Below are 26,384 nucleotides of genomic sequence, written 5' to 3'. Positions count from 1 at the left end.
CAAATGAAAAGAAACGTTGAATTGGTTGTTATTTCGGATGTACATTTGGGAACTTACGGATGTAAGGCTAAAGAGCTTCTAAGGTATCTAAATTCTATTCAACCGAAAATATTAGTTTTAAATGGTGATATTATCGATATATGGCAGTTTAAAAAATCTTACTTTCCTAAGCCTCATTTGAAGGTGATCAAAAAGATCATTTCATTTGCAACTAAAAACACAAATGTCTACTATATTACCGGTAATCACGATGAAATGTTCAGGAAGTTTACCGATTTCGAATTAGGTAAGCTGAAAGTCTGCAACAAACTCTGTCTGGATATTAATAACAAAAAAACGTGGATCTTCCATGGGGATGTCTTCGATGCATCGGTTCAGCATTCAAAATGGATTGCAAAGCTGGGCGGAAAAGGCTATGATCTTCTCATTGTCATCAATAATGTTGTCAATTGGTTTTTAGAAAAAATGGGTAAGGAAAAATACTCATTTTCAAAAAAAATCAAGAATAATGTGAAAAAGGCAGTCAAATATATTGGCGATTTTGAATTAACAGCCTCCGAATTAGCGATCGATAACGGATATGATTATGTGATTTGTGGACACATTCATCAACCACAGATGCGGGAAGTTGTTAATAAAAAAGGTTCATGTACTTATTTAAATTCCGGCGATTGGATTGAAAATTTATCGGCTTTAGAATTTGACCAGAATGAATGGAAAATTTTTCACTACGAAGACCACAAACATTTGCTGAAAGATGATGAATCTGAAGAAATTCAGGATATTAACAATTCTGATCTTTTGAAAATTGTAACCCAGTTTACTTAGTATGAAAGTATTGTACGCATTTCAGGGGACAGGAAATGGGCATGTCGCAAGAGCACAGGAAATTATTCCGATCCTTAAAAAATATGCTTCAGTCGATACGCTGATCAGCGGCCATCAATCTCAATTAAAAGCTGATTTTCCAATTAACTTTCAACATCAGGGTATTTCCTTGCTTTATAACAAGACAGGCGGAATTTCATATAAAAAGATTCTTTTCAGGAATAATTTTCTTGCAGCATTTAAAACAATTAAAAATATTGATTTAAGCAGGTATAATCTGATCATTAATGATTATGAACCTTTGACGGGTTGGGCTTGTAAAATGCAGAATTTAAACATGATTGAGCTGAGTCATCAGGCTTCGATGAGTTTTAAAGAAACCCCAAAACCTTCAAAAAAAGATTTTTTCGGAGAATTAATTTTAAAATATTATGTTCCGAGTGAACGGAAAATAGGTTTTCATTTTGAAAATTATCATCCGCAAATTAAAAAACCTGTTATCAGAAGAAAAATCAGAAGCCTGAGTCCTGATAAAAAAGGTTTTTATGTAGTTTACCTTCCGAGTTTTTCAGATGAAAATATCATTAAAGTTTTAAGAGAAATTCCTGTAGAATGGAAAATTTTTTCGAAATACAGTAAACTTCAGGTGAAGATAAAAAATGTTGAGGTTTTTCCTATTGACGAAATGCAATTTTTAAAATCATTCGAAAACTGTGACGGAATTCTTTGCAATGCAGGTTTTGAAACTCCTGCCGAAGCACTTTTCATGGATAAAAAGCTGTTTGTCATTCCCATTCACAATCAATATGAACAGGAATGTAATGCTGCAGCTTTGGATAAAATGGGAATTTCCAATTCTAAAATTTTAGATGTGGAGGAAATTAAAAAATGGGTAGCATCTGATCTTCATTTCAAGGTCAATTATCCTGATGATATTGAAGATATTTTGCTGAATGAAGTTTTAGTTCTGTAGAAAGATATCTTCCACATCATTCATTCTTCTCATTACAGCCCTTGCGTAAGAACAGTGCGGATACACTTTCCAATTGTTTTCTCTTGAAAATTTAATAGCTTCTTCCACTAAAAACTTTCCCATTCCGCGACCTTCAAATTCGGGATGTACCAAAACGAATGAAATAATCAGTTTCTGATCTTCGGGAAAAATAGTGTAAGTCAATCTTCCGATTTCTTTGATTTCATTGTTAAGGGTAATAACTCCGCCGTTTCCTGATTTATTATTTTCGAATCTCATAGCTTATATTTTAATTGAAATTAAAAATACAAAAACTGCACCGTGAAAGTTTTGATCTAAATCAAGAAATAAATCATGAATGGACAATTCATTTTTAAAAATTATATCTTTTTAAAAGAAAATGCCAAATATTCCGTTTAATTCTTAAATTTGGTCAATGCAAAAGTATCTTTATCTTATCATTATATCATTGTGTCTTGTAAGTTGTTATACTTATCAGGTGAAAAAACCTGTAGATCCGGCAATTGACAATAAACAAAATCCTAAAAATAATGCTGCAGTTGCTAATAATACTGCTCCGGGACAGAAGGATGTACAACCAACACCTGCTCCGATCAATGTTAAGGAAAAACTTGCACCAAATAAAAACGTAAGAATTGATGTTGGTGGTAAGAACTATAAAGTAATTGTTGACCGTTGGGAAAGTGATAGTCTTGTCGCACACCCGGTTCGTCAACCAGATAAAGTTCTGAAATTCCACAAGGATCAGATCAATGCTGAGAGAATTGCTGAAAAACGATTTTCACAACCCATCGCCGATATTATTACGGTTGCAGCTTATGCAGGAATTGGTGTCGGGATTTGGTCTCTTCTGCAGTAGTTTTTAAATTTAAACAGATTTAAAAATAAAGAATTGACGATTGATTAATTGTCTTTTCCGGTGTAATAATTATAATCTTTAATAATAATTCCAATAAACTGTCTTTCGGTCATTTTTGTAGGATCGATTTCAAGCTTAAGAATGCTTTTTATTTTTTCTGAAAGCTTTGTAATGACTTGTCGGTCATCTACGCTAAGTGCTTTTATATAATTGTCTTTGATGATTCTCATATCATTATCACTCAAACCAATCACCTGCGGAAAAGAGGGAATATAATCTTCGTGAATATTTTCCAGAATTGTGTGAGAAATATTGATGTTGTTTTTTAGGGAAATAACAGCTGTTCCGGAAGCAATATCTCCCAATCTCTGATTATTTTTAGAAATGATCATAGAAATTAAACCCACCACTCCTGCGAAAGTAGTATCGATTAATCTGAAAACCCAGCGGATCAGATAATCTCCGAAACTTGCCTGGTAACCGTCTATTTTCACCACCCGAATTTTCAATAGTTTTTTTCCTGGTGTCTGACCTTCCATCAGGCTTTCCAAAACAACAGGGTAAATAGAAACGGGGAGCGTAATGGCGATATAAACAGCCATTTGAGACCATTGATCCAGCCCATCCAAAAGGTATCCCAAATTTAAAATACTGAAGAAAATATAAAATGCGGCAATGATGTATGCGACTTTGATTGCACCATCTATAATGTATGCCAGAATCCTTTCTCCAATACTTGCAGTGATAAAATTAATATTTACATTTTGAGAGGTATTTATCGCAATTTGAGACATAATTTTTATTATTTTAGCCTTACAATATGAGAGAGGTTTATTTCATTAAACAAAATAAAGAAAAATGGTTGGGAATTGAGCAGGTTGTTCAAGGGAAAATTAAAAAAAATCCTGATGACCTGTCTTCGCTGTATATCAACCTTGTGAATGATCTTTCATTTGCACAGACTTATTATCCTAAAAGCAATACTGTTGTTTATTTAAATCATCTTTCATCCCAGATCTTTCAGAAAATTTATAAAACCAAAAGAGTTGAAGAAAACAGGCTGGTTTACTTCTTCAAAACTGAAGTTCCGCTTATTGTTTACGAATACAGAAGGTATCTTGTTTATTCATTTCTATTCTTTATATTTTTTATGCTGATTGGTGTTCTTTCGGCGATTTACGATAAAGATTTCGCCAATCTTATTCTGAGCGAAGGTTATGTGAATATGACCATCGAAAACATCAAAAACGGAAACGCAGTCGGTGTTTATCAGGATGGCTCGACTTGGGGGAGTACCATCGGAATTACATTCAACAATATTCTGGTCGGCGCAAAACTGTATATCTACGGAATTACCTGCGGACTTGGAACTTTATATCTTTTGATGCAGAATTCTATTATGGTAGGAACTTTCCAGTATTTTTTCTACGAACATGGAGCTTTGGGAGACAGTGCAAGAGGAATCTGGCTTCACGGAGCGTTTGAGATTTTCAGCATGGTGGTCGAAGGGATGTGTGGTTTGATTTTGGGAACTTCCATACTTTTTCCAAAAACGCTTTCAAGATTTAATTCATTTAAAAACGGATTCAAAAATTCATTTAAAATATTTTTAAGCACAATTCCATTTACAATTTGTGCCGGAATTATCGAAGGTTATGTGACAAGACATGCGCTAAAAATGCCGTTGGTTCTTAATCTGATCATTATTTTCGGCTGTCTCGGAATTATTGGCTTTTATTATTTTATCTATCCTCATATTGTTAACCAAAGAGTAAAAAAACAGATCAATGATGCAATTTTATAAAAAAAGAGATTTCGGAGCGTTTATTAGTGACAGTTTTGCGTTCTTCAAACAATATGGCAAAAACTATTTCAAAAATTATATTCTGCTGAACGGGCTTTTGATGATTGTGATGGTTGCCATTTTTATTTTCGGCTACAGAGAGTTATTTATGCAGATTTTTGGTTCGAATATGAGCGGGGAAAGCTACTATTTTGAATCATATTTTGAGAATAATATGGGAATGTTTATAGTGGTCGGAATCGTTACTTTTTTGCTTTTTATGGCATTAATGATTGTCAATTATCTTTTCCCGGTTTTTTATATGAAAAGACTTTCAGACGGACAAACTACCATTAAAACGGATGATATTCTTGCGGATTTTAAGCAGAATTCAGGTAAAATTGGTAAACTTTTATTAGGTTTAATATTTATTGTCATGCCTTTGGCAACCATTATTGTTGGGGTTTCCTATGCTTTAATTTTTGTCGTTATAGGTTTTTTTATTTTGCTGCTTGTTTTCCCGGTTGTCATCAATATCATTAACTTTTTAATGTTTGATTATTTCAACAGCAGCAGAGGTTTTTTTGAAAGCTTAAGCTATTCCATCCGTTCTCAGTTTTCTTACGCAAATAACAGGGAAGGATCGCCTTACTGGAAATATTGGGGTGCAACTTTGGTTCTATTGATTATTTTGTACGTCATTACCACCATTTTTACCATGATTCCGATGATACTTTTCATGTTGAATCTTTTTACCACTGCGCCTGACGGAAATTTTGAGCAAAATCCTTTTACAGGTGGTTTCGGGGTGCTGATTTTTGTATTGTACGGAGTATCTACATTAGTTTCGTTTTTCCTTTCAAATCTGTTGTATGTCAATTCAGGATTGATGTACTATGACAGCAGAAGAGATTTTCATCAGAAAGTAGAACTCGAAGAAATTGAAACGATTGGCGTCAATGAATAAAATTCTTCTTTTTTTATTGATAATAATGAATCTTGGGTTAATAAAAGCTCAGGATTATGAAGACGATTTTTACATCGAAGATACTGTTGTGACTGCACATTACAAGAATATGTATGTTGCAGATTCTGTTTTAAAAGCAAACCCTCAAACAGAAAATACAGTTTTCCCGAAAAAGTTTAAAGAAAATCTCCCTTCGAGATATAAAGGAAATGAGTTCGACTATACGACTTCAAAGCCAAGAGAATCATTTTTTGAAAAGCTTCAGCGCAAAATAATTCAGCTTATCCGTGCTATTTTTGGGGATACAAGTATGGAAACTTCATCACAGATTACGAATGTCGTTATCAGACTTTTTGCGATACTTTTGGTTGGTTTTCTATTGTATTTTATCATTAAATTTTTAATTAATAATAATGGTTTAAGGTTTTTCGGAAAGAAAAATAAGAAAGTGGAAATCAACGATGAAGAGCTTCATGAAAATATCCACGAAATCAATTTTCCGCAAAGCATTGCAAAGTTTGAAAATGACAGAGATTACCGTTCTGCAGTACGTTATCAGTTTCTTTATATTCTTAAAAAATTAAGCGATAAAAAACTTATCCTCTGGAATCCTGAAAAGACAAACAAAGACTACGTTTCTGAATTAAAAGCGAATCATCTGAAGAATGATTTTTATAATCTTTCCTACATTTTCGATTACGTTTGGTATGGAGAATTTAGTATTGACGAAAATAGTTACAACAAATTTAAAAACCAGTTTCAGGGTTTTAAACCATAATAATCTTCTTTAAAAATGAATAAAACTTTCAAAATATATGCTGTTATTTTCATCATTATCATGGTGATTCTTGCATTGTTTGAAGTAAACAAAAAGGAAGTTACAGACTGGCGCAAAAATTTCGACGTTAATCAGAAATCTCCTTTTGGGCTTTTCGTTTTTAATAAAGAAGTGAAAGATCTTTTTAAGAATAAGCTGTCTAAAATTGATGTTGCTCCTTATGACTATTATACTGAAAAAAGTAGAAAACCACACAATATTCTGGTCATAGAAAGCGAAATCGACCCAGAGTCGTGGAAGAAAATTTTAGATGAAGTTTCCAAAGGTTCCGATGCAATGATTATTGCAACACGGCTTCCTAAAAATGTTTCAGATTCAATTGGTTTTTATGGTTCTAAAATTTCCTATGAAGACCAAAATGTTTTAAAGCTAACCGATAAAAAATATCAGAACGATTTTATTAAGCTAGATAAATTTCCATCAGGAAGAGGCTTTTCTTACATCAAACCTAATGTTCAGGTTTTAGGAAAAACTGTTGAAGAAAATAATGAAGACCAGGCAAACTTTATCAAAGCACCTTTCGGGAAAGGAAATGTTTACGTGCATTGCGAACCGCTTTTCCTGACCAATTATTATCTGCTGAAGTCTGGAAATGTAAGATATGCTCAAAGTGTTTTTTCTTACCTGGAAGATAAAGAGACTTTGTGGTTTGTTGAAAGTAATACCAGAGAATCTAGTTTTCTGTTGAGGTTTATTCTTTCTAATCCGCCTTTGAAATACGCTTGGTGGGTATTTTTAGGAGGAATGGTTTTGTTTATTTTCTTTAATATAAAACGAAAGCAGAGAATTGTTCCCATCATTGAACCACTAAAAAATACTTCGGCTGATTTTGTGAAAAGTATCGGAAATCTTTATCTGCAGGAAGGTGATTTCCATGATATGATGGCAAAAAAAGCACAATATTTTTTAAATAAAGTAAGAATTGATCTTTTGATTGATACCCAGAATCTGGATGACGAATTTGCAAAAAAACTTCAGTTAAAAACCGGAAAACCAGCAGAAATGATTAACGAAGCCATTGATTTAATCAAGAGAGCGCAAGATCCTTATGCAAGTGTAATGAAAGAAGATTTGGCACGTATTAACAAGCTTTTAGACGATATTTTAAAATAGAGATTTCGGAAGACTCCGTAGGAGTCTGACCTTTGTATAAGAATTGGGATTACAAAATATGAGCTCCGTAGGAGCGAAACTAAAGACAGAAATTTGAAATAATGGCGAATACCTATTCACAAATTTATATTCAACTGATTTTTGCTGTAAAAGGTAGAGAGCGGTTGATTCGTGAAGAAAACCGCATTCGCTTAGAAAAATATATTAGCGGAATTATTGATAATAACCATCAAAAGCTGTTGGCTGTTTACGCAAATCCAGACCATATTCATATTTTAATAGGATATAATAATTTGAATGTTCTTATACCAAATCTTGTGAGAGATATAAAATCTAATTCTTCAAAACTAATTAATGATGAAAATTGGTTTTTAGGTAAATTTCACTGGCAGGAAGGTTATGGTGCATTTTCGTATTCTAAAAGCCAAATTGATTCGGTGATTAAATATATTTTAAATCAGAAGAAGCATCACGAAAAACAATCTTTTAAAGAAGAATATATTGAATTTTTAACCAAATTTGAAATTGATTATAAGAATGAATATGTTTTTGAATTTTATGATGATTAAGGTGTCGCTCCTACGGAGCTCCGCAAAATAACATAAAATCTCCTAAAAAGGTGGAGTTCGTCATTCTTAAAACTAAATGGGAATATTTGCTTTCGAGGAGGAAGGCTCCGTAGGAGTCTGACCTTTGCAGAAAAAAATAAGAAGTGAAAGTGAGCTCCGTAGGAGCGAAACATTTTTTCAAAAATAAAAACAAAACAATATGGAAAATAACGAAGAACAGAATGTAGAATTTCAAAGTTCGATCAACCTAAATAAAGAACAAAAAACTCAGGACGAATTTCAATCAAGAATTGATATGATCGATCTTCGTGAGAATTTAAATAAAGTAAAAACGGAAATCGCAAAAGTAATTGTCGGTCAGGAAAATATGGTTGAGCATCTTTTAGCTGCTTTACTTTCCAACGGTCACGTTCTGATTGAAGGAGTTCCCGGGGTTGCGAAGACGATTACGGCAAAATTATTATCAAAAACGATTGATGTAGATTTCAGCAGAATCCAGTTTACGCCGGATTTGATGCCTTCCGATATTTTGGGAACATCGGTTTTCAGTATGAAAAATTCAGAATTTGAATTTAAAAAAGGTCCTATTTTCTCGAGCTTTATTCTGATTGATGAGATCAACCGTTCTCCGGCAAAAACTCAGGCTGCTTTGTTTGAGGTAATGGAAGAAAAGCAGATTACTATCGACGGAAATCGTTATGAGATGGAAGAACCATTCCTTGTAATCGCCACCCAAAACCCAATTGAGCATGAAGGAACGTATAGACTTCCGGAAGCTCAGCTTGACCGTTTTTTATTTAAAATTAATGTAGGTTACCCGACCCTTGAACAGGAAGTTGCGATTATCAAGAACCAACATGACAACAGATTAGAAGATAAAACGGAAGCGGTTAATAAAGTTATCACCGCACAACAGCTTAATCACTACCAAAAATTGGTAAAAGAAATCATTGTTGAGTCTCAACTGATTGAATACATTGCTAAAATCATCATTAATACAAGAGAAAATCAATTCCTGTATTTAGGAGCTTCTCCAAGAGCCAGCTTAGCATTATTAACGGCTTCCAAAGCTTTTGCTGCATTGAGAGGAAGAGATTTTGTAACACCGGAAGATATTAAAGAAGCGAGTTATGCAGTTTTAAGACACAGAGTAATTGTTTCTCCTGAAAGAGAAATGGAAGGTCTTACTGCTGATGAAATTATCAGACAAATTCTGGAAGGAATAGAAATTCCTAGATAATTTTGTTTAAACTACAGAAATCTGCCATCTGAAATATGAAAAACTTATACATCAATACACGTTTTTTCTTTGCACTCATCGGTGTAGGAATGCTCTATGTTTTGGCATTTTTCTTTCCGTTTTTTATGATTTTAGGACATTCACTTTTATTGTTGATTTTCCTAACGGTATTTGTTGATTATTTGCTTGTTTTCAGACAGAAAGATGCGGTTTTGGCCCAGAGAATTTTACCTGAAAAACTATCAAATGGTGATGAAAATGCAGTAAAAATTGATATTAAAAACAATTACATTTTTAAAATTAATGTAAAGGTAATTGATGAAATTCCGTTTCAGTTTCAGAAAAGAGATTTTTTAATTACAAAGGAAATTGAATCGGGGAAAAATATTTTGTTTCAGTATTTTTTAGAACCGAAAGAAAGGGGTGAATATCATTTTGGAGCGTTAAATATTTATGCTTCTTCGCCGATAGGTTTCGTTTCTAAAAGATTTATATTTCAGAAAGATGCTAATCTGACTTCATATCCTTCATTTATTCATTTGAGAAAGTACGAACTGATGGCTCTCCAGAATGAATTTCTTTTAGGCGGAATCAAGAAAATCAGAAAATTGGGACACACTATGGAATTTGAGCAGATTAAAGAATATATTCCCGGAGACGATGTTCGAACGATAAACTGGAAAGCCACTTCAAAAACAAATCGTTTAATGGTAAATCAGTTTCAGGATGAAAAATCGCAGCGTATTTTTATGCTGATTGATAAAGGAAGAACAATGAAAATGCCTTTCAACGGCTTAAGTCTTCTCGATTATTCCATCAATGCAACAATGGCTTTGTCTCATATTATTCTCAAAAAAGGCGACCGTGCCGGAATGATGACTTTTTCTAAAAGAGCTGAAAACAAAGTTGCGGCCGATAACAAATCAGGGCAACTAAGAAAAATTTCTGAGGCATTATACAATATTAAAACTGATTTTTTTGAAAGCGACTTCAACCGGTTGTATCAGGATGTAAAATACTCAATTAATCAACGAAGTCTGGTTTTGCTTTTTACCAATTTTGAAACGTTGGATGGTTTAAACAGACAAATGAAATACCTTCGTGGAATTGCCAAAAATCACTTGTTGGTTGTTGTTTTCTTTAAAAATACCGAAATTCAGAAGCTCATTCATACCAATCCCGAAAATATGCAGGAAATTTATGACGAAATTATCGCCGAAAAATTTGAGTTTGAAAAGAAACTGATCATTCAGGAATTAAGAAAATATGGAATTTACTCTGTGTACACGCTACCTGAAAATCTTAATGTAGAGGTGATTAATAAATATCTTGAGATCAAGGCAAGAGGAATTTTATAAACAAAACAGATGAGAAAATTAATTATTGTTGCAGTCATTTTGCTAATAATTGTAAGCTGCGAGAACAAAAGAGAAAGAATTCAGAGAGACGGTGAACCTGAAGTTTTGCTCGTACAGCCTGAAGATGCAGGAATGAATGCCGCTATTGAAAATGCAAAGAAAACTTTTCAGACCAATTTTCATCCGGCACTGATAAGTAAGAACCCTGATTTCTCAAATTTTGCGATTAAGCAAAGGTTTGATACTCAGGAAGGCGGCGAACATATCTGGATTGGAGATATTGTTTTTGATAACGGGAAATACCGTGGAATTGTTCAGAATGAACCGGTAAATCCTCTTGATATTAAACTTGGAGATGAGATTGTTGTAAACCTTGATAATCTTTCAGATTGGATGTATTATGATAAGAATGTGGTGAAAGGAGCTTATACCGTAAAGGTTTTAAGAGAAACCATGAGTAATGAAGAAAAAAAAGAGATGGATTCACAGGGTTTGATTTATGAATAAAACCTAATACAATTTAATCTTAACTGAAGATTTTATAATTTTGTACCAAGCAATAAGCAAAATGAAAATTACTTTAAACAGAATCAACGACGATTTTTTATTTGAATGTACCAACGCTCAGGGAAATTCAATTTTACTGGATAATACTTCTCAACCTGGGGCAAAAGGTGTTTCGCCAATGGAAAGTGTTTTAATGGCGGTTGCTGGTTGCAGCGGAATTGATGTTGTTTCAATTTTAAAAAAGCAGAGACAGGAAATTACCGGCTTTAAAGCAGAAGTTGAAGGTGAAAGAATTCCAGTGGATGATGCAAAACCATTCAAATCAATCAAGGTGAAATTTTTACTGGAAGGAAATATTGATCCTAAAAAAGCTTTAAAAGCATCAGAATTATCTTTCGATAAATATTGTTCTGTATCAAAAACTTTGGAGCCAACCGTAGAGATTGGATATGAAGTTTTTGTAAACGGAGAGAAGGTTTAAATGAAATGAAATAAAAATAAAGGCTGTACATTTGAAAAATGTACAGCCTTTTTAATAATTGGTTAAATATATTATTTTTTAATGACCTTCACGTTTTCAGATGTTCCGTCTGTCATTGTTAAATTTAAAATATACAATCCTGATTTTAAATCTCCTAATTGAAGTGTTGATGATGGATTGCTTATCGTTCTGATGCTTCTTCCCGAAAGATCTGTCACCACAATTTGTTTCACTTTTTCAGCATTTTTAATGGTAATAGTTTCACTGAAAGGGTTTGGCGAAATCAGATTTTTCTTCTCTGTTTTTACCTCATTTGTTGATAAATTATCAGGAGCTAATGTAACGGTTATTTTCCATGTATTGTTATCAACTTTATTAAATGATGTGTCACAGCCTAAACTTTCATCTCCCCATTTTCTCCATGCATTCATTTGGAAATTAACTGTTCCCGTAAGATTATTTGCCAGAGTTAAGCCCGATCTTTCATAAGAATATGTTCCCTCTGTGCCTCCCGAACCTGATGATATTGCAGATTCGGCTGTACTATTGGTGGTACATACCAAAATACTTCTTTGTTCAGACATATAAGCATTATTTGTTGCAGTCATTTTATAAGCAACGGTTGTAGATGAAATTTTATAACCTGCAGGAATCGTTACAGATAAAGTTCCGGGACAACCTGATGTAGATGTTGCTGTCGGATCGTTGTCTGCAAATTCTGTACTGATATCACCTGTTGTTAAAGTTGCAGTAACCTGACCTGGGGTAAATGTTATCATCTTCCAGAATCCTTTAGTTGTTCCACAGTTTGATCTTACCCAGAAATAATGGATTTGACCTGTTGCCAAACCATTCAGAGGTACCGAAGTTGTACCTGCAGCAACCGAACCTGTAGGTGAGGTTGTTGCACTTGGTGGAGTTCCTGTGGTGTTATAATAATATTCATATCCTGAAGAAGGAGCACTTGTTGGTGCTGTCCAGCTCAATACGGCACTTACAGGTGTTGTTGTAGCAGTAATGTTGGAAGGAGGTAAGCAAGAATTATAAGCATCTGCTGAAAATGCAAAAATATTAGGAATACTTCCTCCTGTGCTTGTTTTGGTGATCGTAATACTGGTAATGTTTTTTGACTGATTAGCGCTGTTGATCGCCATAGGAATCTGATATAATCTCGGATTTGTTCCGTTTCCAGATTCAAGATTATCATTGTTTACATTAATTCTTCCGATACCTTGAATGGCGTAGTTTGAACCGTCATACCAATCAGAAATACTAATTCCGGTAAAAGGCTGTGTTGTACCATCAGAAAAATTTACAACGGCATCTACGGTTGCAGCTCCACTTCCTCCCGTTGCAAGCATATATAAACTTATTGCAGGAATCGGTGTTGTAAAAGCAAGGGTTCCTGAAGTTGTGGTATTGCTGAGACGAAGCGAATTATTCCCTGAATACGAACCTAATTGATAAGATAATCCGGTTGTTGCTGCAACTTCAGAATTAATCAATCCACCTATAGGCAGTCCGTAAGTAAGGGGTGAGTCGGCTGCTGTAAGTTTATAATCTTTAGATACAAATACATAGCTTACTCCGTCTACATCGTTCGTCGTAGAACTTGCTGATGTTCCGACACCGTTGGCAATAACGTCTGCATTAAAGCCACTTTGTACAGGCATAGTTTGATACTGTTGTGCATTCGTCTGATTAAAAAACAAAGCAAATGAAGCCGTTACAAAAACAGAATGTAATTTTCTTTTCATAGTTAATAATTGTTGATTTGAATTCTGTGTGCTAATTTACATATTTGGTTGATAACTGTGAGGGATTATGGTATAAAATTTAATAAATATTTAATTAAATTTTTCAAAAGTGAGTTATTTGATAAAATAAAAAAAAGACCAGTAAAGGAAATTACTGGTCTTTATTTTATAGTGATTAAAAATATTTATGCTAATCTGGGTTTTAAAAGTTTCGCCACCGTTGCAGTCCATCCTGTCTGATGCGAAGCTCCGACGCCTCTTCCGTTATCTCCATGGAAATATTCATAGAAAGTAATGTAGTCTCTGAAATGCTCATCATAGTTGAATTTGTAATTCCCACCGTTAAAAGCACGCTGTCCGCTTTCATCCTTCATGAAAATGGAGCATAATCGTCCGCTGATATTCTGAGCAACTTCATCTAAATTTTTCTTTTCTCCACTTCCGGTCGGGAATTCCACCTTTAAGCTGTTTCCGTAATAAAAATGAAAACGCTGTAAACTTTCCACAATCAGGAAATTGATCGGGAACCAAATAGGACCACGCCAGTTACTGTTTCCACCAAACATTCGGCTGTCACTTTCTGCAGGAGTATAATAAACCACATTTTTGTTTCCGTGAACAGTAAAAACAAATGGATTTTCTTCGTAAACTTTCGACATCGCACGAATTCCGTAAGAACTCAGGAATTCTTTTTCGTCGAGCATTCGGTTCAAAACCTTAGTTAGCCTTGTTTTTCTGAGGATACTCATCAAATGTTTTCTTCCGCTTCCTTCTTCTTCCCAATGCGAAACCAAGGAAGTAAGTTCTGGCTTATTTTTTAATACCCATTCCATTCTTTCACGGAAATTTGGCATTTTATCAAGCAAATGATGGTCAATAATCTCTACAGCAAACATAGGAATCAGACCGACAATACTTCTCAATCGTAACGAAACACTTTCGCCGTTCCCTAACTGTAAAACATCGTAGAAGAAACCATCTTCTTCATTCCATAATCCCTCTTTTCCTTCTCCCATATTTTCCATGGCTTCTGCAATATAAAGATAGTGTTCAAAGAATTTGATTGCCATATCTTCATACACCTGATAATATTGGGCAAGTTCCATTGCTATTCGCATCATATTCAGCGCATACATTGCCATCCAGCTTGTTCCGTCGGCTTGCTCGAGATGTTCACCATCTTTAAGCTCCATATTCCGGTCAAAGGCACCGATGTTATCGAGTCCGAGGAAACCACCGCCAAAAATATTTTTCCCGTTTTTATCTTTTCGGTTAACCCACCAAGTGAAATTTAACAATAATTTCTGAAAAACTTTTTCTAAAAATAATAGATCGGGCTTTCCGTTTGTTTTTTCATCAATTTTAAAAACCCGGAAGCATGACCATGCATGAACAGGAGGGTTTACGTCACTTAAATTCCATTCATAAGCAGGCATTTGTCCGTTCGGATGCATATACCATTCTTTGGTCAATAAAAGCAATTGGTTTTTTGCAAACTCAGCATCAATAATCGCAAACGGAACACAATGAAATGCCAAATCCCAAGTCGCATACCAAGGATATTCCCATTTATCGGGCATCGAAATGATGTCTTTGTTATGAAGATGCTCCCACTCTGTGTTTCTCACATAATTATTAAAATCTCTTGGAGCTTCGTGATTAGGATCACCATTCAGCCATTTTCCTACATTATAATGATAGAATTGTTTATTCCATAAAAGTCCTGCGAAAGCCTGTCTCTGAACATTTTTCTCATCATCATTGTAGATATCCTGCTGAATTTCACTGTAAAATTCATTAGCTTCATTTATTCTTGCATTAAAAATATCGTCAAACTGATAAAAAGCGTCATCCATATCATAAGGCGACAATCGGAATTCAAACACTTCGGATTGCTGTGCTTCAATCATTTCATCGATAATAAATGCAGCTTTTGTTCCTCTTTTTTTGGGATTTATTGTGTTTTTTTGTTGAGTAACATAATCATTAATTCCGTCCTTGTAGTATGCGTTTTCTACAATTGGAGTACCATGTAGCTTCGGATGATTCGTTTCATTGTCACAGAAAACCTGCTCTACATTTTTATTTTTTGAATAAAACTTTTTTATTGGAACACTGTCATGCAAAACATTAATACAGCCATCTTTTCCGGCTTCTACCTGACCTTTGTATTCGTTATAACCCCATTTCCAATTGTTTCTGTACCAGGTTGTAGGCAAAACAACAATCGGAGCAGCTTTATCACTCCGGTTACAGACAGTAACTCTTATTAAAATATCGTTAGCATCAGATTTACAATATTCTATGAAGATGTCAAAATATTCGTCGTTATCAAAAATTCCGGTGTCGAACAATTCATACTCCTGCTCTTTTTTCGAACGTCTTGCGTTTTCAGCAACAATATCATCGTACGGAAATTCATTAATAGGGTATTTGTACACCATTTTCATATAGCTATGAGTTGGTGTATTATCCAGATAATAAAAAATTTCTTTAATGTCTTCCCCGTGGTTTCCCTGCGGATTACTCAATCCAAAAAAACGTTCTTTTATTCTTTTATCTTTTTTATTCCAAAAAGAAAGTGCAAAACAAAAGAGCTGTTTGGTATCTGAAATTCCGGCAATACCTTCCTCTCCCCATCGATAAGTGTGGCTTTCTGCAATATCGTGGTTTGCAAAATGCCATGCATTTCCGTTCGGACTGTAATCTTCACGTACATTTCCCCATTGTCGGTTGCTTACATAAGGTCCCCAGTTTTTCCAGTCTTTATCTTGTAATCTTTGCTTTTCGATATTCATTTCCGGTCATTTTCATTGCTAAGTTAATTTTTTTGAAAACGAATTCCAATTTTTTAAATCTGAATAATTCTTAATAAACCCTGCAAAACCTTACCAATATTAAGTTTTTTGATGATTGTTAAATTTTTTTAATTTTTTAAAAGAAAAGTTCTATCTTTGCACCATTCGATCATTCAAATATTGAAAATGTTATCAAGAAAGGTTGAGGGATTAGACCCTGTGAAACCTTAGCAACCCTTTGCGCAAGCAATGAAGGTGCTACGTTCTACCAAAATTATTTTGGACAGATAACTTACTGAAGTTCTTTTCAGCCATTTCCTGTGGCATTTTCAATTGTATTATCAAAAAGTATAATAGAATTGAAAACAGAACTAAACTATATTAATCTTTCGTATCGTACAAATTCCCAAAAGGAATATCATATCCCGTTGAGCTATCAGCTTTTCGGGAAAGACTTGTTTTCTTCACCGATCATTTTAGTTAATCATGCTCTAACCGGAAATTCAGATGTTTCGGGAGAAAAAGGGTGGTGGAAACAATTAATTGGTGACAATCAGGTTATCGATACGACTCAATATACAGTTTTGTGTTTCAATATTCCCGGAAACGGATTTGATGATTTTTTAATTGATGATTACGAAGATTTCACGCCTTCGGATATTGCAAATATCTTTTTACAAGGTCTTGAAATTTTAAATATTAAAAGTTTACATGCCATTATTGGAGGTTCTTTAGGAGGCGGAATTGGTTGGGAAATGTTGGTGAAAAACCCAACTCTTGCCGAAATTTTCATTCCCATTGCCTGCGATTTTAAAACCCACGATTGGCTTCATGCACAATGTCTGGTTCAGAAATTTTTGTTAAATCAAAATGATGAACCATTACAAAAAGCCAGAATTCATGCGATGTTGTGCTATCGAACACCGGAATCGTTAAATGATAGATTTCAAAACAAATACAATCAGGAAAAACATAGATTAGAATCTGAAGATTGGCTCATTTATCACGGAAACGCTTTAAACGAAAGATTTAGTTTGAAATCCTATAAGCTGATGAATCATTTGCTGATGAATATTAATGCCAACGCAGATCATTTGGAGAAAATTCAGGCACGAATGCACTTGATCTCCGTTGATACTGATTTATTTTTTCCTGCTTCTGAAATCCGAATGTGCTTTGAAAAGCTGAAAGAAAAAAAGGAAAATGTTTTCTATCACGAGATCACCTCAATTCACGGGCACGACGCCTTCTTAATGGAATATAAACAATTAAATACTATCATAAAAAATATTTTGTAAAATGAGTAAGATTAATGCTAACGAAATAAAATTTTTAAAAAACAGATCAATCATCAAATTTGAAGGGGAAGATTTCTTAGGAGAAATCGGGATTGACGGACGAATTTTCAAAGCGCTTACTTTGGCGCGAATCAGTGTTGGAGTAATTTCTCAACAGGCCATCGAAAACGGAATTTCTATTCTTGTTCAGGAAAGCGATTCCGAAAAAGCAGTAAATTGTCTGATTGATGAATTTGAAGCAGAAAGAAAATCAGGGAAAGTTTCTCAGATTTACAGCATAAATAATGTTTCGGTTTTGGGATTTGTTGCTGAAGATTTCAATAAAGTTCTGGCGGAACTGGCAAGAAATAACGTTTTTCCATTGCTTTTAAATCAAATTGCAGCAGAAAAAAGGGTAAATATCGTTGTAACATCTTCACAGGACGAAAAAGCGAAAAATATCATCGAGTCTGAAATTTCTAAAAAACCAAAAACAGTTCATTTAGCAATCATTGGTCACGGTAACGTTGGAAAGACTTTGATAGAGCAGGTTTTACAATCATCAGAAGAAATCAGAAGACGCAAAAAAATTGATCTTAAAGTTGTGGCAGTTGCCAATTCAAGAAAAATTGCCTTCAATAAAAAAGGCTTTGGAAACAACTGGAGTGATGAGGTTTTAACGGCAGAAAGTCCGTCAAGTGTCAATGAATTAATCAGATTCTCAAAAGAAAATCAATTGGAAAACCTTATCGTTGTTGATAATACTGCGAGTAAAGATTTTGTACATAATTATCATACGTTGGCAGAGAACGGTTTCGATCTGGTTTCTTCCAACAAAATTTTCAACACTCTTCCGATCGAAGAATACCGTAAACTAAGATATACGTTGAACAAAAATAACAGACGTTATCTTTACGAAACCAATGTTGGAGCAGGTTTGCCGCTTATTGATACGATTAAATTATTACATCTTTCAGGAGAGAATATCACAAGAATCAAGGGTGTTTTTTCCGGAACATTAAGCTATGTATTTAATAATTTTTCGTTGAGAAATGATAAGTTTTCCACGATCATCAACGAAGCGTTGGAAAAAGGATATACAGAACCGGATCCAAGAGAAGATTTATCAGGAAACGATGTGGCAAGAAAATTATTGATTTTGGCGAGAGAATTAGATTTAATCAATGAATTTAATGATATCAATATTCAAAATCTTGTTCCTGAAAATTTACTTTCTATTTCAAAACCAGAATTTCTTACAAGACTGGAAGAATTAGACACAGAATATCAAAAAATTAAGGAAAATCAGGAGCCGGGTCATGTGTTGAGATACGTTGGTGATTTACATGGTGATTTGCAAAAAGATAAAGGTGAATTGGATGTAAAATTAATTTCTGTTCCTGCAACTTCAGCTTTAGGACAGCTGAAAGGTTCAGATTCAATCTTCGAAGTTTACACAGAAAGCTATGGCGAAAATCCAATTGTCATCATGGGAGCCGGAGCCGGAGCTAAGGTTACCGCAAGAGGTGTTTTCGGAGATATTTTAAGAGTAAGCGAAACGAAATAAATAGCCATTTGAACCCGAAGGGTTCAATATTAATAGCCTTAGGTGAAACCTATGGAAAGAAATAATAACAAACAACCGTAAATAAAACCTACGGAAAATATAGAAATGGAAAACGAAAATTTTGAAACCTTCGCCATAAGAACACAAACTGAAAGAACGCAGTTTGACGAGCATTCTACACCATTGTATTTGACATCCAGCTTTGTTTTTCAGGATGCGGAAGATATGAGAGCGAGTTTTGCGGAAGAAAAAGCAAAAAATTTATACAGCCGATTTTCAAACCCGAATGTAACAGAATTCACCGATAAAATTGCAAAAATGGAAGGTGCAGAAGCTGGATATGCTTTCGCAACGGGAATGGCAGCGATTTATTCAACGTTTGCAACATTATTAAATGCAGGTGATCACATCGTGAGTTGCCAATCGGTTTTCGGATCTACGCACACATTGTTCACAAAATATTTCCCAAAATGGAATATTGAAACAACATACTTCAAAGCAGAAGATGCTGAAAACGTAGAAAAATATATCCAGCCGAATACAAAGATTTTATATCTGGAAACGCCTACCAATCCGGCGATTGAGGTTTTGGATTTAGAATTTTTTGGACAAATAGCAAAAAAACATAATTTAATTTTCATTGTTGATAATTGTTTTGCAACACCATATCTACAGCAGCCCATAAAATATGGAGCAGATATCGTTGTGCACTCCGCAACAAAGTTGATCGACGGTCAGGGTCGTGTTTTAGGTGGAGTAGCGGTTGGTAGAGAAGATCTGATTCGTGAAATTTATCTGTTTGCAAGAAATACAGGTCCGGCAATGTCGCCTTTTAACGCTTGGGTTTTATCAAAAAGTTTGGAAACTTTGGCGATCCGTGTTGAAAAACATTGTGAAAATGCTTTAAAAGTTGCTGAATTTTTAGAAAACCACCCGAATGTAGAATTAACGAAATATCCATTCCTGCCATCTCATCCAAGCTATGAAGTTGCCAAAAAGCAGATGAAATTAGGCGGAAATATCGTCGCATTTGAAATCAAAGGCGGAATTGAGGGCGGAAGGAACTTTTTAGATAAAATTAAAATGTGTTCCCTTTCTGCAAACTTGGGAGACACGAGAACGATTGTTACGCATCCAGCTTCTACAACACATTCAAAATTAACAGAGGAAGAAAGAAATGAAGTCGGAATCACGGCCGGTTTGGTTCGTTGCTCGGTCGGTTTGGAAAATGTGGATGATATCATCGCAGATTTAAAACAGGCATTGGATTAATTCAATAGGAACGGGCTTCAGCCCGTTTTAAAATAACGAAATACAAAATTGGCTTTAGCCGAAACATACAATGAAAAATTCAGAACAATTATACAAAGCACTATCCGAAAGAATTTTAATTCTCGACGGAGCGATGGGAACAATGCTGCAACGATATAAGTTTGAAGAAGAAGATTATCGTGGGGAACGTTTTAAAGATTGGGAACATCCTGTAAAAGGGAATAATGATTTATTGTCATTGACGCAGCCTCATTCCATTGAAGAAGTTCACAGGAAATATTTAGAAGCAGGCGCGGATATTCTGGAGACCAACACGTTTTCAGGAACTACGATTGCGATGGCAGATTATCACATGGAAGATTTGGTTTATGAACTAAATTTCGAATCTGCAAAAATCGCAAGAAAAGTTTGTGATGAATTTACAGTTCAGAATCCTGACAAACCAAGATTTGTAGCAGGTTCTATCGGACCAACCAACAGAACGGCAAGCTTGAGTCCTGATGTAAACGATCCTGGGTACAGAGCCATCACCTTTGAAGAATTGAGAGTTGCTTATAAACAACAATGCGAGGCTTTATTAGACGGAGGCTCAGATATTTTATTGGTGGAAACCATTTTTGATACATTAAATGCAAAAGCAGCTCTTTTCGCAATCGATGAAATTCAGGACGAAAGAGGAATTAAAATCCCGATTATGGTTTCAGGAACGATTACCGATGCTTCAGGAAGAACGTTGAGCGGACAAACCGCAGAAGCATTTTTAATTTCGGTTTCACATCTGAATTTATTGAGTGTCGGTTTCAACTGTGCTTTAGGGGCAAACCAATTGACACCATATTTGGAAACATTGGCTCACAATTCAGAATTTGCTGTTTCGGCGTATCCTAATGCGGGTCTTCCTAATGCTTTTGGGAAATATGACGAAACACCGGAAGATATGGCAGGTCAGATCAAAGAATACGTGGAGAAAGGATTAATCAATATTATCGGAGGTTGTTGTGGAACTACGCCTGATCACATCAAAGCAATTGCTGATTTGGCTGCACAGTATCCGCCAAGAAAATTGAATGAATTTGTCTGATTTGATAGATTTTTTTTATTGAATTGGTAAAAAAGGAAACGGTTTTTAATATTAACTTTAAATATCACACAAAATTTAAAGAAAATGGAAAAGCCGATTTACCTTAAAAATTCAGAGGATGCAAAACTGTTTAATGAATTAAGAAAAAAAGTGAACCAGCGTATAGAAGCCATTCCCGAAAACAGGGATCTTTACATTCAGATCAAAGCCATTATTTTGCCTTTGGTCTATTTTGGTTTATATGTTTTTGCGCTTTTTAATGTCGATAAACCGTGGATTTACATTTCGAGTTTTGTGTTGATGGGAATTTCTTTAGTTTTGATTTATTTAAATTTAATTCACGAAGCAGCTCACAACAATATTTACAAAAGCAAAAAATTAAACAGTCTGGTGTTGCAGATTTTCGATTTTGTGGGAGCCAATTCTTATATCTGGAAAAAAAGACACATCGCAGCGCATCACGCTTATCCAAATGTGGATGGTTGGGATACCGACATCGAGCAGAGCGGTCTTCTGTTGATTGTTCCCTGGATTAAAGCGAAAGGTGTTCAGAAATACCAGCATTTCTTTTTCTTTCTGGTGTATCCTTTATATCTGTTCAATTGGATGTTTATCCGTGATTTTCGAGATTTTTTCGATAATGAAAGGGTGATTCTGAAAACGCAGGGAGCAATTCCGACAAAAGAAAAAATTAAAATGGTTGCTTTTAAATTGTTTTATTTTTTCTATCAGATTGCAGTTCCGGTTTTGTTTTTTAAAGTATCCATTGGTTTGGCTTTAGAAGCTTGGTTTTTACAGGTTATTGCAGCGAGTATTTTTGCGCTTTTTGTGTTGTTGCCTCTGCATCCGCTTCCTGATAATGCTTTTCCTAAATTGAATGAAAAAAACGGACTGCCTTTCAGTTGGCTTCAACATCAGTTTGAAGTAACCAATGATTTACAGGAAAATAACTGGTTTGTGAGAAATGTATTGGGAAATTTCAACTTTCATGTTGCCCATCATCTTTTCCCGAATTACAGCTATTTATATTATAATGAAATTACAGAGGAAATTGAAAAATTTGCCAAAGAACACAATTTGGCGTACAAAAGGTTTCCAATTTTCACCGCTTTGGGCAAACATGTGGATTTGCTGAAGCAAAATGCGAATAACGCATATTTTATTTTAGAAGAATAATTTGATGAAATATTTAAGATTATCGGGGCTTGAGCCTTTGATTATTACTCCGGAAAGTAATTTTATCAACGTTGGTGAAAGAACCAATGTTGCCGGATCCAAAAAGTTTTTAAGATTAATTAAAGAAGAGAAATTTTCTGAAGCTTTAGATATCGCAAGAGATCAGGTAGATGGCGGTGCTCAGATTCTTGATGTCAATTTTGACGACGGATTGATCGATGGAAAAGCGTCCATGATTAAATTTTTAAATTTAATTGCTTCTGAACCTGATATTTCAAGAATCCCTTTGATGATTGATTCGTCAAAATGGGAAATTTTAGAAGCAGGATTACAGGTTGTACAGGGTAAATGTGTGGTAAATTCCATCAGCTTAAAAGGTGGTGAAGAAGAGTTTATCAAACAGGCAAAAGCAGTTAAGAGATATGGTGCGGCAGTTATTGTAATGGCATTTGATGAGGTCGGACAAGCTGATACCTATGAAAGACGTCTCGAAATTTGTGAAAGAAGTTATAAAATATTGACCGAAGTTGTCCATTTTCCTGCCGAAGATATTATTTTCGATTTAAATATTTTCCCGGTTGCAACGGGGATGGATGAACACCGTAGAAACGCAATCGATTTCATTGAAGCAACAAGGTGGGTTCGCCAAAATCTTCCGTATGCTTCGGTAAGTGGAGGAGTTTCCAATGTTTCTTTTTCTTTCAGAGGAAATGACACGGTGCGAGAAGCGATGCACTCGGTTTTTCTGTATCATGCGATTCAGGCGGGGATGAATATGGGAATTGTGAATCCCGCATTGCTTGAAGTTTATGATGAAATTAATAAAGAACTTTTAGAGCTTGTAGAAGATGTAATTCTCGATAAAAGAGAAGATGCCACAGAGCGTCTTTTGGACTATTCTGAACGAAATAAAGCAGTTAAAAAAGAAAAAGTTGAAGAGCTGGAGTGGCGTAATCATCCTTTACAGGAGAGAATTACGCATTCATTAGTAAAGGGGATCGATCGTTTTATTGAAGAAGATGTTGAAGAAGCAAGACTACAGTCTGAGAAACCTCTTCATGTGATCGAAGTTAATCTGATGACCGGAATGGGCGTTGTCGGTGACTTGTTTGGAAGCGGAAAAATGTTCCTTCCACAGGTAGTAAAATCTGCCCGTGTGATGAAAAAAGCGGTGGCATATCTTCAGCCGTTCATCGAAGCCGAAAAAGATCAGACGCAGAAAGCCAACGGAAAAATTTTAATGGCAACCGTAAAAGGAGACGTTCATGATATTGGAAAAAATATTGTGAGCGTAGTTTTGGGTTGTAACAATTATGAAATTGTCGATTTAGGAGTGATGGTTCCTGCCGAAAAAATCATTCAGGCAGCGATTGATCATCAGGTTGATGTTATCGGTTTGAGCGGATTGATTACACCTAGTTTGGACGAAATGGTCTACATCGCTTCAGAATTAGAAAGACAAAATTTAGATTTTCCTTTGTTAATCGGTGGTGCAACAACTTCAAAAGCGCATACCGCTGTTAAAATCGATTTAAAATATAAAAATGCAGTTGTTCACGTGAATGATGCCTCCAGAGCAGTAAATGTGGTAAGTTCATTGTTGGGTGACAGAAATAAAGAATATGTTGAAGATTTAAAAAGTGACTATTCAGATTTCAGAGAAAAGTTTCTGAACAGACAGGTTGATAAAGATTATGTTTCGATTGAAGACGCCCGAAAAGATAAGTTTAAGATCGATTGGGAAAATGAAGAAATCTTTACACCAAATCAATTAGGAATTCAGGTTTTTGAAAATCAGGATTTGAGAGAGTTATTACCATTCATCGACTGGTCGCCATTTTTCAGAAGCTGGGATCTGCACGGGAAATACCCAAACATTTTAGAAGATGAGGTGGTCGGAATTCAGGCGAAAGAATTGTTCAAAGATGCTCAGGTTATTTTGAAAAGGATTCTAGACGAAAAATTACTGACTGCAAAAGCCATTTTTGGAATTTTTAAAGCCAATTCTAATGAAACGGATGATATTTTAATTTTCGATGAAAATAATGAACAAAAAGTAAAATTCCTGACACTGAGACAACAGGCTCAACGCTCAAAAGGAAAAGATTATTTGGCTTTAAGTGATTTTATTGCGCCTCAAAGTTCAGGAAAAACCGATTATATGGGAGCTTTCTGTGTAACAACAGGTTTTGGAACGGATGAATTGGCAGAAGAATATGAAAAAGCGAATGATGATTATAACGCGATCATGGTAAAAGCTTTGGCAGACCGTTTTGCAGAAGCCTATGCCGAATTTTTACATAAAAAAGTAAGAACCGAATATTGGGGATATGCCAATCAGGAAAATTTAAGCAACGAAGAATTAATTGCTGAAAAGTACAAAGGGATTCGTCCTGCTCCTGGCTATCCGGCTTGCCCGGATCATTTAGAAAAACATGCGATTTGGGATCTTCTAAAAGTAGAAGAAAATATCGGAGTTTACTTGACTGAAAGTTTAGCCATGTTCCCAACCGCTGCTGTTTCCGGATATTATTTTGGAAGTCCGCACGCAAAATATTTCGGGCTAGGAAAAATCGCAGAAGACCAATTGAAAGACTATTCAAAAAGAAAAGGAATTTCATTACAGGAAGCCAGAAAATGGCTGAATCCTAATTTAGCTGACGGAATTTAGTTTGAGATTCGGCGGCGGCAAAGCCGCCGCCGAATCTCAAACTTCAAAATAAATAGTAAAACAAATTATCGAATAGGGCTCGTAATTGAAAGTTTATTGGTTGATTTTTTTTTTCATCAAAACCAACTAACAACTTTCATCAAGCAACAAAAATATAAAATGAAGATTACAGATCACATAAAAAACGCAAACGGAAAAACTTTGTTTTCCCTCGAAGTTGTTCCGCCACAAAAAGGAATTGGGATTGAAGATTTATATAAGAACATAGACCCTTTGATGGAATTTAAACCGCCATTTATCGATGTGACGACTTCCAGAGAAGAATATATTTACATTGATAAAGGAAACGGCTTGATGGAACGTCGCATTACGAGAATGCGTCCCGGAACTTTAGGAATTTGTGCGGCGATTCAGCATAAATATAATGTAGATACGGTTCCGCATTTGCTTTGCGGAGGTTTTACAAAAGAAGAAACAGAATATCTTTTGGTAGACTGTATGTACCTTGGAATCGATAATATTATGGCTTTGAGAGGGGATGCTATGAAAGGACATCAATATTTTGAAGCGACAAAAGGTGGTCATGCAAGTGCAATGGATTTGGTTCATCAAATTAATGATTTAGGAAGAGGGAAATATCTTCATAATCAGGATGAAGAATGTGAAGAACATAATAAATTCTGCATCGGAGTTGCTGGTTATCCCGAAAAACATATGGAAGCTCCTTCAATGAATTATGATCTAAAATGGCTGAAGCAAAAAGTAGATGCCGGAGCCGATTATATCGTAACGCAGATGTTTTTTGATAATAAAAAATTCATTGAATTTGTTACAAAAGCTCGTGAAATGGGAATTACAGTTCCGATTATTCCGGGAATTAAGCCGATTGCAACGAAAAAACATTTGAAAGTTTTACCTCAGATTTTTAAAATTGATTTGCCTGAAGAATTAATTAATGAAGTGGAAAATGCCAAAAACAACGAAGCGGTAAAGCAAATCGGAATCGAATGGGCAATCAATCAATGCAGAGAATTATTGGATTTAGGAGTTCCTGTTTTACATTTTTACTCGATGGGAAAGAGTGACAATATTAAAAAAGTAGCCGGAGAGCTATTTTAATATATAACGGAAGCATTACCAATGCTGTAAAAATGGCAAAAGATTATGTGAAGAAATCGAAGAAAAAACTCAAAATCGAAGTCGAAACAAGAAATCTCGAAGAAGTACAGGAAGCCATCAATGCAAAGG

Annotated in this window: 23 protein-coding genes, 1 pseudogene and 1 riboswitch; of the genes and pseudogenes, 20 read left to right on the top strand and 4 right to left on the bottom strand. The window is 34.9% G+C overall.

Translation table 11 applies throughout. The features are described from left to right. Positions 1-3 precede the first annotated feature (3 nt). Together BA768_RS13860 and BA768_RS13855 are read left to right on the top strand one after the other, a co-directional pair. On the top strand, positions 4-828 hold the full coding sequence (locus BA768_RS13860) for a UDP-2,3-diacylglucosamine diphosphatase (RefSeq protein ID WP_065721243.1): 825 nt from the start codon (positions 4-6) through the stop codon (positions 826-828). Position 829: 1 nt separating this feature from the next. Beyond that, positions 830-1,801 (top strand): glycosyltransferase family protein, encoded by a 972-nt coding sequence (locus BA768_RS13855; protein ID WP_065721242.1) that lies wholly within the window; start codon positions 830-832, stop codon positions 1,799-1,801. On the opposite strand, the gene BA768_RS13850 is transcribed toward BA768_RS13855, so the two are convergent. Then, on the bottom strand, positions 1,790-2,080 hold the full coding sequence (locus BA768_RS13850) for a GNAT family N-acetyltransferase (protein ID WP_034678074.1): 291 nt from the start codon (positions 2,078-2,080) through the stop codon (positions 1,790-1,792). The genes BA768_RS13855 and BA768_RS13850 overlap by 12 nt on opposite strands. Positions 2,081-2,237: 157 nt before the next feature. Here BA768_RS13850 and BA768_RS13845 point away from each other — a divergent pair, with 157 nt between their 5' ends. Further along, positions 2,238-2,681 carry a hypothetical protein gene (locus BA768_RS13845; protein WP_065721241.1) on the top strand — a complete coding sequence of 148 codons (444 nt, stop codon included), beginning with the start codon at positions 2,238-2,240 and terminating at the stop codon, positions 2,679-2,681. A gap of 44 nt (positions 2,682-2,725) precedes the next feature. On the opposite strand, the gene BA768_RS13840 is transcribed toward BA768_RS13845, so the two are convergent. Beyond that, positions 2,726-3,475, bottom strand: coding sequence for an RDD family protein (locus tag BA768_RS13840; protein ID WP_065721240.1), 750 nt, complete (start codon positions 3,473-3,475; stop codon positions 2,726-2,728). A 26-nt stretch (positions 3,476-3,501) separates the two neighbouring features. Between BA768_RS13840 and BA768_RS13835 the strand changes: the two genes are divergently transcribed. The 9 genes from BA768_RS13835 (at position 3,502) to BA768_RS13795 (ending at position 11,537) form a co-directional block, all read left to right on the top strand. After that, the gene (locus BA768_RS13835) at positions 3,502-4,485 is read left to right on the top strand and encodes a stage II sporulation protein M (protein WP_065721239.1); all 984 of its coding nucleotides are present in this window, start codon (positions 3,502-3,504) and stop codon (positions 4,483-4,485) included. Next, complete coding sequence (locus BA768_RS13830) at positions 4,469-5,431, top strand: DUF4013 domain-containing protein (protein ID WP_065721238.1); 963 nt, start codon at positions 4,469-4,471, stop codon at positions 5,429-5,431. The genes BA768_RS13835 and BA768_RS13830 overlap by 17 nt, the downstream gene beginning before the upstream one ends. Continuing rightward, positions 5,424-6,209 (top strand): DUF4129 domain-containing protein, encoded by a 786-nt coding sequence (locus tag BA768_RS13825; protein WP_065721237.1) that lies wholly within the window; start codon positions 5,424-5,426, stop codon positions 6,207-6,209. Before BA768_RS13830 ends, BA768_RS13825 begins: the two co-directional genes overlap by 8 nt. 15 nt (positions 6,210-6,224) lie before the next feature. Then, positions 6,225-7,382: a DUF4350 domain-containing protein gene (locus BA768_RS13820; RefSeq protein ID WP_065721236.1), complete on the top strand. Its 1,158-nt coding sequence runs from the start codon at positions 6,225-6,227 to the stop codon at positions 7,380-7,382. Between the two features lie 101 nt (positions 7,383-7,483). After that, a complete protein-coding gene (gene tnpA, locus BA768_RS13815) occupies positions 7,484-7,951 on the top strand; it encodes an IS200/IS605 family transposase (RefSeq protein ID WP_065721235.1) in 468 nt (155 codons plus the stop codon). Between the two features lie 199 nt (positions 7,952-8,150). Continuing rightward, positions 8,151-9,191 (top strand): AAA family ATPase, encoded by a 1,041-nt coding sequence (locus BA768_RS13810; protein ID WP_065721234.1) that lies wholly within the window; start codon positions 8,151-8,153, stop codon positions 9,189-9,191. 35 nt (positions 9,192-9,226) lie between these two features. Next, complete coding sequence (locus tag BA768_RS13805; RefSeq protein ID WP_065721233.1) at positions 9,227-10,549, top strand: DUF58 domain-containing protein; 1,323 nt, start codon at positions 9,227-9,229, stop codon at positions 10,547-10,549. A 9-nt stretch (positions 10,550-10,558) separates the two neighbouring features. Beyond that, positions 10,559-11,056, top strand: a complete 498-nt coding sequence (locus BA768_RS13800; protein WP_065721232.1) for a DUF2314 domain-containing protein — start codon at positions 10,559-10,561, stop codon at positions 11,054-11,056. A gap of 61 nt (positions 11,057-11,117) precedes the next feature. Beyond that, complete coding sequence (locus BA768_RS13795; protein WP_047480434.1) at positions 11,118-11,537, top strand: OsmC family protein; 420 nt, start codon at positions 11,118-11,120, stop codon at positions 11,535-11,537. 71 nt (positions 11,538-11,608) lie between these two features. On the opposite strand, the gene BA768_RS13790 is transcribed toward BA768_RS13795, so the two are convergent. Continuing rightward, a complete protein-coding gene (locus BA768_RS13790; RefSeq protein ID WP_065721231.1) occupies positions 11,609-13,294 on the bottom strand; it encodes a T9SS type A sorting domain-containing protein in 1,686 nt (561 codons plus the stop codon). Positions 13,295-13,479: 185 nt separating this feature from the next. After that, positions 13,480-16,092, bottom strand: coding sequence for an MGH1-like glycoside hydrolase domain-containing protein (locus tag BA768_RS13785; RefSeq protein WP_065721230.1), 2,613 nt, complete (start codon positions 16,090-16,092; stop codon positions 13,480-13,482). A gap of 186 nt (positions 16,093-16,278) precedes the next feature. Beyond that, positions 16,279-16,386: riboswitch (SAM riboswitch) on the top strand. 65 nt (positions 16,387-16,451) lie between these two features. Here BA768_RS13785 and BA768_RS13780 point away from each other — a divergent pair. The 8 genes and pseudogenes from BA768_RS13780 to BA768_RS20925 all read left to right on the top strand — a co-directional run. Beyond that, entirely contained in the window at positions 16,452-17,390 is a 939-nt protein-coding gene (locus BA768_RS13780; protein ID WP_034678089.1) for an alpha/beta fold hydrolase, read from the top strand. Position 17,391: 1 nt separating this feature from the next. After that, positions 17,392-18,936, top strand: a complete 1,545-nt coding sequence (locus tag BA768_RS13775; RefSeq protein ID WP_065721229.1) for an ACT domain-containing protein — start codon at positions 17,392-17,394, stop codon at positions 18,934-18,936. A gap of 105 nt (positions 18,937-19,041) precedes the next feature. Continuing rightward, positions 19,042-20,208 carry an O-succinylhomoserine sulfhydrylase gene (locus BA768_RS13770; RefSeq protein ID WP_065721228.1) on the top strand — a complete coding sequence of 389 codons (1,167 nt, stop codon included), beginning with the start codon at positions 19,042-19,044 and terminating at the stop codon, positions 20,206-20,208. 70 nt (positions 20,209-20,278) lie between these two features. Next, positions 20,279-21,289: a homocysteine S-methyltransferase family protein gene (locus BA768_RS13765; RefSeq protein WP_065721227.1), complete on the top strand. Its 1,011-nt coding sequence runs from the start codon at positions 20,279-20,281 to the stop codon at positions 21,287-21,289. An 84-nt stretch (positions 21,290-21,373) separates the two neighbouring features. Continuing rightward, positions 21,374-22,465: a fatty acid desaturase family protein gene (locus tag BA768_RS13760; RefSeq protein ID WP_065721226.1), complete on the top strand. Its 1,092-nt coding sequence runs from the start codon at positions 21,374-21,376 to the stop codon at positions 22,463-22,465. A 4-nt stretch (positions 22,466-22,469) separates the two neighbouring features. After that, positions 22,470-25,136 (top strand): methionine synthase, encoded by a 2,667-nt coding sequence (gene metH / locus BA768_RS13755; RefSeq protein WP_065721225.1) that lies wholly within the window; start codon positions 22,470-22,472, stop codon positions 25,134-25,136. A 159-nt stretch (positions 25,137-25,295) separates the two neighbouring features. Beyond that, complete coding sequence (metF, locus tag BA768_RS13750) at positions 25,296-26,255, top strand: methylenetetrahydrofolate reductase [NAD(P)H] (RefSeq protein WP_065721249.1); 960 nt, start codon at positions 25,296-25,298, stop codon at positions 26,253-26,255. 2 nt (positions 26,256-26,257) lie between these two features. Next, positions 26,258-26,384, top strand: a pseudogene (locus BA768_RS20925) (nicotinate-nucleotide diphosphorylase (carboxylating)); the annotation flags it as partial.

This window comes from Chryseobacterium sp. CBo1 (assembly GCF_001693475.1).
Taxonomy (GTDB): domain Bacteria; phylum Bacteroidota; class Bacteroidia; order Flavobacteriales; family Weeksellaceae; genus Chryseobacterium; species Chryseobacterium formosense.
Note: the sequence above shows the minus strand (reverse complement) of the source record. Positions and strands in the feature narration are given on the sequence as shown.